Annotated in this window: 8 protein-coding genes; 3 read left to right on the top strand and 5 right to left on the bottom strand. The window is 68.0% G+C overall.

Features of this window, described 5'->3' with window-relative positions:
- Positions 1–9: 9 nt before the first annotated feature.
- A complete protein-coding gene (locus HY049_15125; GenBank protein ID MBI3450232.1) occupies positions 10–1,263 on the top strand; it encodes a PD40 domain-containing protein in 1,254 nt (417 codons plus the stop codon).
- A 21-nt stretch (positions 1,264–1,284) separates the two neighbouring features.
- On the opposite strand, the gene HY049_15130 is transcribed toward HY049_15125, so the two are convergent.
- Together HY049_15130 and HY049_15135 are read right to left on the bottom strand one after the other, a co-directional pair.
- Positions 1,285–2,868, bottom strand: coding sequence for a hypothetical protein (locus HY049_15130; protein MBI3450233.1), 1,584 nt, complete (start codon positions 2,866–2,868; stop codon positions 1,285–1,287).
- A gap of 16 nt (positions 2,869–2,884) precedes the next feature.
- Entirely contained in the window at positions 2,885–4,468 is a 1,584-nt protein-coding gene (locus HY049_15135) for a hypothetical protein (GenBank protein ID MBI3450234.1), read from the bottom strand.
- Between the two features lie 145 nt (positions 4,469–4,613).
- Here HY049_15135 and HY049_15140 point away from each other — a divergent pair, with 145 nt between their 5' ends.
- Entirely contained in the window at positions 4,614–5,336 is a 723-nt protein-coding gene (locus HY049_15140) for a hypothetical protein (GenBank protein ID MBI3450235.1), read from the top strand.
- Positions 5,337–5,361: 25 nt separating this feature from the next.
- Here the strand turns inward: HY049_15140 and HY049_15145 are convergent, their stop codons facing one another.
- Genes HY049_15145 through HY049_15155 form a run of 3 tightly spaced genes read right to left on the bottom strand, consistent with a single transcriptional unit; the run spans position 5,362 to position 8,632 of the window.
- Positions 5,362–6,660 carry an aminopeptidase P family protein gene (locus HY049_15145; protein ID MBI3450236.1) on the bottom strand — a complete coding sequence of 433 codons (1,299 nt, stop codon included), beginning with the start codon at positions 6,658–6,660 and terminating at the stop codon, positions 5,362–5,364.
- Between the two features lie 23 nt (positions 6,661–6,683).
- A complete protein-coding gene (locus HY049_15150; protein ID MBI3450237.1) occupies positions 6,684–8,201 on the bottom strand; it encodes an SgcJ/EcaC family oxidoreductase in 1,518 nt (505 codons plus the stop codon).
- 8 nt (positions 8,202–8,209) lie between these two features.
- Positions 8,210–8,632, bottom strand: a complete 423-nt coding sequence (locus HY049_15155) for a tetratricopeptide repeat protein (GenBank protein ID MBI3450238.1) — start codon at positions 8,630–8,632, stop codon at positions 8,210–8,212.
- A 52-nt stretch (positions 8,633–8,684) separates the two neighbouring features.
- Between HY049_15155 and HY049_15160 the strand changes: the two genes are divergently transcribed.
- Positions 8,685–9,596, top strand: a 912-nt coding sequence (locus HY049_15160; GenBank protein MBI3450239.1) for a S9 family peptidase, incomplete at its 3' end; no start/stop codon positions are given.

Here is a 9,596-nt window from a genome sequence, read left to right on the forward strand (position 1 = left end):
GTGGGCGCCGTGAATCTTCAACCGAATCCGACGCCCGGCATCTTTCTCTTCGACCCGGACAGCGGAAAGCAGGAGCGCCTCGGCGACGACCGGGTGCCGTTCGTCTCCGAGATCTCGTGGCTTCCCGACGGCAGCGGCCTCGTCTTCCCCGGAAATCAGCTCGGCGCCGCCGCGCAGCTCTGGTTGATCTCGTACCCGGAGGGACGCGTTCGGCGGCTCACCAACGACCAGAGCGAGTACGCAAACCTCAGCGTCTCGAAGGACGCGAAGAGCCTTGCCGCGATCCGGCGGTCGAGCACGGCGAACGTCTGGGTGGTTCCGGCCACGGGAGCGGGAAAGCTTCGCCAGATCACCCGGGACGCAGGCGCCAACGGCGCCATCGGCCTGTTCGACATCTGGCGGGACGGCACGATCGTCTTCGTCGCCAGGGGGGGCGATTCCCCGGCTCTCTTCAGGGTTGGCGCCGACGGGGGAAACCGGCAGTTGCTCTCCGCGGGGTCGGGGGCCGTCTTCGCGCCGCGCTTCCTGACGGACGCGGTCTTCTACATGCAATTCGGAGACGATCGTGTCCCCCACATCTGGCGAGCCGGATCGGGCGACGAGCGCTCGAAGCGCCTCACGGACGGCGCCGGCGAAGATCTCAAGAGCGTCTCGCCCGACGGGCGGACGATTCTGTTCAGCCGGTTCGGCCAGCCCGGCCAACTCTGGTCGATGCCGGCGGAGGGAGGTGAGCCGATCCGGATGGCCGAGGACCTCGACGGCGCCGTGAGCTACTCACCCGACGGCAAGCTCGTGTGGTATGGGGCGTCGAGGAAGATCGGCGGCCTGTATCGCGCCGTCAGCGTGATCCTCCCCGCGGCGGGGGGGCAACCGGTTGCGAGGCTCGATCTTCTTCCCGGGGCCAACAAAGTCGACTGGGCGCCGGACAGCAAGGCTCTGACCTTCGTCAGGGGGGTTGGCGCTGCCGAAGACGTCTACCGCCAGCCGATCGCGGGAGGCGACCCCGTGCCAATCACGCATTTCAAGGAGGGTCGCATCGCTGGCACCGGCATCGGGCGCACGTCCAGGCTCGCGATCCTCAGGGAGCTGGAGGGAATCAGGAACCTCTGGGCGTCGCCGGCGGGAGGTGGTGAACCGGTCCAGGTCACCGACTTCAAGACCGGCGTCATCTTCTACGCCGCGTGGGGACCCGACGCGAAGGACCTCTTCTTCACGTACGGCGAGGCGATCGAGGACGTCGTCCTGATCCGCGACTTCCGATAGGCGGCCGCGGGCGCGGCTCCGTCAGGGCGAGACGGTCACCTGGATCGCCGGGGAGAACTTCTTCCGGTTCACGTCGCTCTTGGGAAGGTTCTTGTCGACGCCGAAGACCTCGATGAAGAGGATCGGGTTGTTCGGGTCGGCGGTCAGCGCCTTCGAGCAGGCGCTCGACCACTTGGTCGGCGTCAATGTGTACGACGGCGACTTGAGGAGCTTCGTCCCGCTCGTGACGACGGCGCCCTTGAGGAACCCCGGAACCGGCGAGAGCAGCACGCGGAAGACGTCGTAGCCTGCGGCGTCCCAGGCGATCGTCGGTCCCTGCAGGATGGGGGGATGGCAGCTCATCGTCGCGCTCGCCCGGGGAGAGCTGATGGTGAACGTCGGGGCGAAGCGCTGGGCGAAGATGCCGCCCGAGTCGCCGTCCTGAAAGTAGCTCCCCCACGTCACCACGAAATCCCCCGTGGAACGGAGCGCCACCGCGGGGAAGCTCTGATAGTTCGTCGTGTAGGTGTTGACCTGGAACTCGCTCCCGGCGGGGACGCCTGACGCATCGAAGCGCTGGGCGAAGACGCCGTTGCTGGAGCCGTCCTGCATGTAACTCTGCCAGGCCACGACGAAGGCGCCGGCCGGGCTCATGCTGATGGACGCACGGCTCTGGTAGTTCTCGGTGTAGGTGTTGACCTGGAAGTCCGACCCGAACGGGGTTCCGGCGCTGTCGAACCGCCGGGCGAAGATGCCGCCTCCCGAGCCGTCCTGCTGGCCGTAGCCGGTCCATGCGACCGTGAAGCGGCTGTTGGCGTCGATCGCGACCTTGCCGGAGAACTGGCTGTACGTGGTGAAGGTGTTGACCTGAAACTCCGTTCCCGCCGCAACCCCCGCGCTGTCGAACCGCTGGCCGAACATCCCGGAGAACGAGCCGTCCTGCCCGTAGCTGTCCCAGACCACGACGAAATTCCCCGTTGGGGCGAGCGCGACCGAGGCGCGCGTCTGGTAGCCGGTGGTGTAGGTGTTGACCTGGAACTCGCCGCCCGCCGGGGCCCCCGCGCTGTCGAAGCGCTGGCCGAAGATGCCGGACGAAGATCCATCCTGAGGATAGCTCGACCAGGCGACGACGAAGGCCCCCGACGCGTTCATCGAGACGCTCGGGTAGAACTGGTAGCTCGTCGTGTACGTGTTGACGACGAACTCGCCGCCAAGCGCGGCGCCCGAGCTGCTGAATCGGCGCCCGATGACCCCCGAGCCCGATGCGTCCGGGCCGTAGCTCTGCCACACCACGACGAAGTTCCCCGCGCCGTCAACCGCGACGGCGTGGCTGCGCTGTGCGAACGTCGTGTACGTGTTGACCTGGAACTCGCTGCCGAGCTTCGCCCCCGCGCTGTCGAAACGCTGCGCGAAGATCCCCCCGCCCGATCCGTCCTGGTAGTAGCTGATCCAGACGACGACGAACCGGCCGGAAGAATCGACGCCGACGGCCGGCGAGAACTGGAAGCTCGTCGTGTACGTGTTGACCTGGAACTCCGGGCCGGACTTCGCCGCGCCGGCCCACGCGGATCGCGGGCCGAGGAGGGCGACGGCGAGAATCGAGATCGCGAGGAGCTTCTGTCTCAAGGGAACCCTTCCATGATCAGGGCGTGACGGTCACCTGGATCGCCGGCGTGAACTTCTTCCTGTTGACGTCGCTCTTCGGGAGGCTCTTGTCGACCCCGAAGACCTCGATGAAGAGGATGGGGTTGTTCGGGTCGGCGGTCAGCGCCTTCGAGCAGGCACTCTGCCACTTGGTGGTCGGCACCAGATAGGTCGAGCTCTTGAGGAGCTTCGTGCCGCTCGTGACGACGGCCCCCTTGAGGAAACCCGGGACGGGGGACATCAGCACCCGGAAGACGTCGTACCCCGCGGCATCCCACGCGAAGGTCGGGCCCACCAGAATGGGGGGATGGCAGCTCAAGGTCGCGCTCGCCTTCGGCGAGGTCAACGTGAAAGTGGGGGCGAAGCGCTGCGCGAAGATGCCGGCGTTCGCGCCGTCCTGGAAGTAGCTCGTCCACGCGATGACGAAGTCTCCGGAGCTTCGGAGGGCGACGGCGGGCATGTACTGGTTGTTCGTGGTGTAGGTGTTCACCTGGAACTCGGCGCCCGCCGCGGCCCCGGTCGGGTCGTACCGCTGGCCGAAGACCGCGGTCCCCGAGCCGTCTTGAGGATAGCTCTGCCAGGTGACGACGAAGGCGCCGGCCGCGTTCATGCCGATCGTCGGGCGCGACTGGTAGCTCGTCGTGAACGTGTTCACCTGGAACTCGGCGCTGAGCGGCGAGCCCGCGCTGTCGAACCGGCGGGCGAAGACGCCGCTCGACGAGCCGTCCTCGTGGCCATAGTCCGTCCAGGCCACCGCGAAGCGGCTGTTGGCGTCGATCGCCACTGTGGCGAAGAGCTGGCTGGACGTGGTGTACGTGTTCACCTGGAACTCGCCTCCGCCCGGAGTTCCCGCGCTGTCGAACCGGCGGGCGAAGATCCCCAGGCCCGAGCCGTCCTGTCGGTAACTGTCCCACGCCACGACGAAGTTCCCAGCCGGGGCGACGGCGACCAAGGCGCGACTCTGGTACCCGGTCGTGTAGGTGTTGACCTGGAACTCCCCTCCGGCCGCGACTCCCGAGCTGTCGAACCGCTGTCCGAAGACGCCACCGCCGTCGCCGTCCTGGTAGCTGCTCGTCCAGACGACGACGAAGGCGCCCGAGGCGTTCATCGCGACGGACGGGTAGAACTGGAAGTTGGTCGTGTAGGTGTTGACCTGGAACTCCCCTCCGAGGGAGGCGCCGGAGCTGTTGAAGCGCCGCGCGAAGACACCCGTGCCCGAGCCGTCCTGGGGATAGCTCTGCCAGACCACGACGAAATTCCCCGCCGCGTCGACTCCGACCGCGCCGCTCCTCTGTCCGTTCGTCGTGTAGGTATTGACCTGGAATTCGACTCCGAGCCTGGCGCCGGCGCTGTCGAATCGCTGGGCGAAGACGCCGCTGTACGAGCCGTCCTGGTAGTAGCTTCCCCAGACGACGACGAAACGGCCCGTGGCGTCGAAGCCGAGCGACGGTTCGAACTGGGAGCTCGTCGTGTAGGTGTTGACGAGGAATTCCGGGCCCGCCTTTGCGGCGCCCGCCGACGCCAGACGCGCGGCGCCCAGGGCAAAGATGAGTGCGGCAATGCCGATGAGCCTGCGTCTCAAAGAGATTCCTCCTGGTCGAACACGAGAAGGAGAGTATCGTCCGCTGCCGCGCCCGGTCAATCGGCGCTCTGGATTGTCGGCAAAGGCACGGCTCCCTCGGGCGCGCTATCCTGCGGGTTGCCGCAAGACTGAGGAGAGAATCCCGATGATCAGGACTCGCCGGACCGTCGTCCTTGTCGCCACCGCGATCGCCGTCGTGGCGTGCTCCACTCATGAGGCCTCGAAGAGCGCCTACGAGAGCCCCTCCGCGAGCCCGCCGCTGCAGGCGCAGACGGCGCACCGTGCGGCCCCGCCGCTCGTCGATTCCAACGCGCCTCTTCCCCCGGGGCATCCGGCCGTCGGGCAGGCCGGCTCGTCCTCGGCGCCGGGTCTTCCTCCCATTCCCGCCGGAGCCGGCGAAGGCGAGAGGGCGCTCGCATGGACCGCCCCCGCGGACTGGATCGCAGAGCCTCCCGCCTCCTCGATGCGCCGCGCGCAGTACAAGGTCCCGGGGAAGGGGGGCGACGGCGAGTGCGCCGTCTTCTACTTCGGCCCCGGACAGGGGGGAGACCCGATGGCGAACGCCCAGCGATGGGCGTCGCAGTTCACGATGCCGGACGGAAGCCCCGCGGAAAAGAACATGAAGACCTCGGAGATCGAGGTCGCCGGTTTCAAGGTCACCCTCGTCGAGGTTGCCGGCACGTACAACGGCGGCATGACGATGGGGGCGGCGCCGAGCCAGCCGAAGCCGGGATATCACCTCCTCGGCGCCATCGCCCCGGGACCCGATGCGAACTGGTACTTCAAGTTCACGGGCCCCGAAGCCACGGTGCAGGCGCAGCGCGCCGCCTTCGAGTCGATGGTGAAGTCGCTCAAGCACGGCGCGTGATCGCCGCCGCCCGCGGCCGCCGGCCTCAGGCGAACGGCCGATCGATCGCCGGGCTCGGCTCGGTGAAAAACTTCGCGCCATTCTCGGTGATGTGAAGGCAGTCCTCGAGGCGCATCCCGAACTCGCCGTAGATCGCGATCATCGGCTCGTCGCTGAAGCACATCCCCGGCGCGAGAGGCGTCTTGTTTCCGCGGACGAAGTTCGTCCACTCGTGGCCGTCGAGGCCGATGCCGTGCCCCGTGCGGTGGGGGAGCCCGGGCACCTTGTAGTCCGGCCCGAAGCCGGCGTCGGTGATGACCTTCCGCGCCGCGGCGTCCACGGCTTCGGCCGGCATCCCCGGCTTCGCCGTGCGGAAGGCGGCCGCCTGCGCCTCCTTCTCGAGGTCAAAGACGTCTTTCTGTCTCTGGCTCGCCTTGCCGAAGACGGTCGTGCGCGTGATGTCGGACCTGTACCCTTCGACGGCGCACCCGTCGTCGATCTGGACGACGTCCCCTTCCTTCAGCCTCTGCGGCTGGATGCTCCCGTGCGGGAAGGCGGTGAAGACGCCGAAGCTCACCGAGGCATCCCCCTGGAACCCGAGCGCCTCGTACGCCGCATTGATGTTTCTCCCCAGCTCGTCGTGCGTCATTCCCTCTCTCAGCGTCCTCAGGGCCGCCTTGTAGGCGGCGATGGTGATGTCGTTCGCGCGCTGCATCAGCGCGATCTCGGCCGGCGACTTGATCATGCGGCAGCCCGCGGTGACGTCGGTGGCGTCGGTGTACTCGAGGCTCGGCGTCTCCTTGCGGATTCCATTCATCACGAAGAAGCGGCAGCGCTCCTCGACGCCGACGGCGCCGGTCGTGACGCCGCGATCCTTCAGGATGCCGGCGACGACTTTGTACGGGCTCTCGTCCTCCTGCCAGACGCGGACTTCGCTTCCGGGGGCGAGGAGTTCTCTTGCTCTCGCCTCCTCGAACGCCGGGCAGACGTACGCGAGCTCGCCCGTCGCCGGGAGGACGGCGACGAAGGGGCGCTCGCTCGGCCACCATCCTTTGAATCCGGTGTAGTAGTAGAGGCTGGTGCCGGGCTCGAAGATCACGGCGGAGAGATAGTGCTCGGCCATGAGGCGCTTCGCCTTCTCGCGGCGGGCGGCTCGCTCGGCGTCGGTGATGGGGACGATGCCGTCCTTCATCGGCTTGAGGGACTTGATGGCGGCTGGGACGGGGGGGAGGTCTGGCTTGTCGGCCCCCGGGGCGGCGATCGATCGGGCGGTCGAAGCGGCGGCGACGCCGGCGGCCCCGGCGGCGGCGGACCAGGTCAGGAAGCGGCGGCGATGGATGCGCATGGGGTCAGAGTACTACGGGTGGGTCAAGGGGTTGTCGGTGCCGAGGCTTGCCTGAGCCGCTCTCTCCACTTCTTCGCCTGGTCTGCGAAGTACGCCTGGTTCGGCAGCTTGAACTCCACCGCCAGCGCCGCCGCCTTCTCCTCCGCCTCCGCCGCCTCCTTCCACCGCTCCGCCTTCGCGTACCCGTCCGCCAGGCTGTCGCACGCGTTCGCCGAGTTCGGATTGGCCGAGACGTTTCGCTTGAACAGAGCGATGGCCTCCTCGGTCTTTCCGTTCGACAGCGCCGCGTACCCGAGGTCGTTGATCACCAGCTCCGGTACAGGCAGCGGCCACCCGATCGTCTTCGAGACCTCCCGGAAGTGCGCGTCGGCGAAATCGATTCCCTTCTCCAGCATGTCGTTGTGGAAGAGGTACCCCGGGTACACCTGACGGAGCGCGTCGATTTGCGCGAGGAGGGGCATGCCGCCGTGCGTCTCCTGGGGGAAGGCCTCGCTGTGCCACCTGAACCCCTGCGGGGCAAAGTTCCGGAGCGTGTCCACGAGCTTCTCGTCGTCGGCCAGCGCCGCCCCCGAGTCGTCGGAGCGCGCGAAGTACAGGAAGGCCTTCAGCTCGCGGGCGGACTTGAACGACTGCTGAAGCGATCGCTGCGGCAGATGGTCGTCCCAGTCGAGGCTCGGGGAGAGCGCGATGTAGGCCCGGAAGAGCGAAGGGTCCGAGGCGAGGCCGTAGAGGACGAACTGCCCGCCTGCGGAGTGCCCGGAGAGGATCCGGAACCCGTCGGTGCGGTACGCACCCTCGATCGCCGGCATCAGCTCGGCCGAGAGGAACCGCTTGAAGTTCGCCGCCCCGCCGCCGCCGATCCAATGGCTCGACCAGTCGGTCTGAGTGAAGTCACGGATGCGGACCGTGCTGTCGACGCCCACGACGATCATCTCCGGTATCTCGCCGTGGGCGGCGAGGAAGGCCGCGGAGCTCGCGGTGTGGACGAAGTCCTCGGCGCCGTCGAGGAGGTAGAGCACTGGATAGCGCCGGTCTATCGCCGCCGCGTAGTTCGCGGGAAGCGCGATGCGGTACTTCCGGTCCTCGTTGAGAACCGTGGAGTGCAGCTTCTCGACCTGCCCGAGGACGACCGGCTCCGGCCGGCTGTTTCCGTTGTCCATGTCGGAGACGATGACCCAGCGGCCGCCCGCTTCCTGCCGCAGCGTGAGCGTGAACTTGCCGGTGTCGGGCTCGCCCGCGTGCGCCGCAAACCCTCCGATGATGTAGCCGGTAGAGCCGTCCGTTGCGAACGCGAGCGCGCGAAGGGAGAGAGGACCCCCGGCCGCGGCGTAGTGCTTCCGGATCTCCGCGCGGCCTCGCACCGGCGGACTCGCGTTCGAGAGGACGAGCCCGTCCTCCGCGAATAGATCCGCGAGCGCGGCCGGGTCGTGCCCCTGCCACGCGCGCTCGTAGTCGGTGAGGACGCGCGCCAGGGGAGGTGGGAGGTCGACCGCGGGCAAGGGGGCGGCTCCCGCGAGCACCAGAGCCACGAGCACGCTCATGCTTCCTCTCACGGGTTTCCTCCCAGCTTCGCGAGGTGCTCCTCGCACTCTTTCACGCCGGCCGCGACGCCGACCGCCGCGTAGAGCCCCCTCGCCTCCTCCCACATCGCGCGGGCCGGATCGTTTCCTCCACGCGCCTCCTCGAGGAGGGCGAAGGGTCTCAGCGCGTTGGCGAGGTCGAGGGGAGGCGCCTCGGGGTGACGCCGGTAGATCTCGAGCGCCTCCCGGTAGCACGGCTCGGCGAGATCGGCGCGGCCGGCCTCTCGGTGGACGTCGCCGAGGTGACGGATCGTGTGCGCGAGACGGAGGGGGCTTCCCTCGACGCGGCAAAGCGCGACGGCCTCCGCGAAGTCGCGCTGCGCGTCGGGAAGGCGCCCGTCGCGTCGGGTGACAGCGGCCCTCTTGATGGATTCTCTGGATCCGTCCGGCATCGCCACCTCCCTCCCACATGCTAACCTCTTACCCCTCCAGGGAGATTCCAAAATGCGAAAACTCGCGCTCGCCGCCCTCGTTGCGCTCGCCTCAGCCACCCCCGCCTCGCCCGTACTCGAGCCGTCCGCCCCGAAGCCCCCCGACGCCCGCCGCGTCGACCTGAAGGAGACCTTCCACGGCGTGGAGGTTCCTGACGCGTACCGCTGGCTCGAGGATCAGAAGAGCCCGGAGACGCGCGCCTGGGTCGACGCGCAGAACGCCTACACGCGATCGCTCCTCGAAGGCCGCCCCGCCCGTCAGGCGATCGCGAAGCGCTTCGACGAGCTGATGCGCGTCGATCACGTCTTCTCGCCGACGCACGGGGGGAATCGCTATTTCGTCTGGAAGAAGAGGTCGGCGGACGACCTGAGCATCCTCTACGTGCGCGAAGGGCTCGACGGGAAGGACGAAGTCCTGATCGACCCGCACGCGCTGAGCCACGATCACACGACGAACGTCACCCTGATGGACGTCGCCCTCGACGGGAGGAAGATCGTCTATGGCCTGCGAAAAGGGGGCGAGGACGAGGTCGAGCTGCACGTCCTCGACGTGGACACGAGGACCGATCTCAAGGACGTCTTCCCGCGCGCCCTCTACGACCAGGCCTCCCTGACCCCCGATGGCGGGGGCTTCTACTACACGTGGCGCAGCCGCGCGACCGGCGCGCGGGTGCGGTTCCACAAGCTCGGCACCCCCGTCGAGTCGGACCGGGAGATCTTCGGCGAAGGGCACGGACCCGGCGACTGGATCGGCGCCGGCGTCTCGGACGACGGGAAGCATCTTCTCATCGGCGTGCAACAGGGATGGGCGACGAGCGACGTGTACGCGCAGGAGCTCCCCGACGGAAAGATCCTCCCCATCGCCAGGGACGAGAAGGCCCTCTTCAACGCGCAGATCGCCGGCGACACCCTCGTGATCCGCACC

Source organism: Acidobacteriota bacterium (genome assembly GCA_016195325.1).
Classification (GTDB): domain Bacteria; phylum Acidobacteriota; class Polarisedimenticolia; order JACPZX01; family JACPZX01; genus JACPZX01.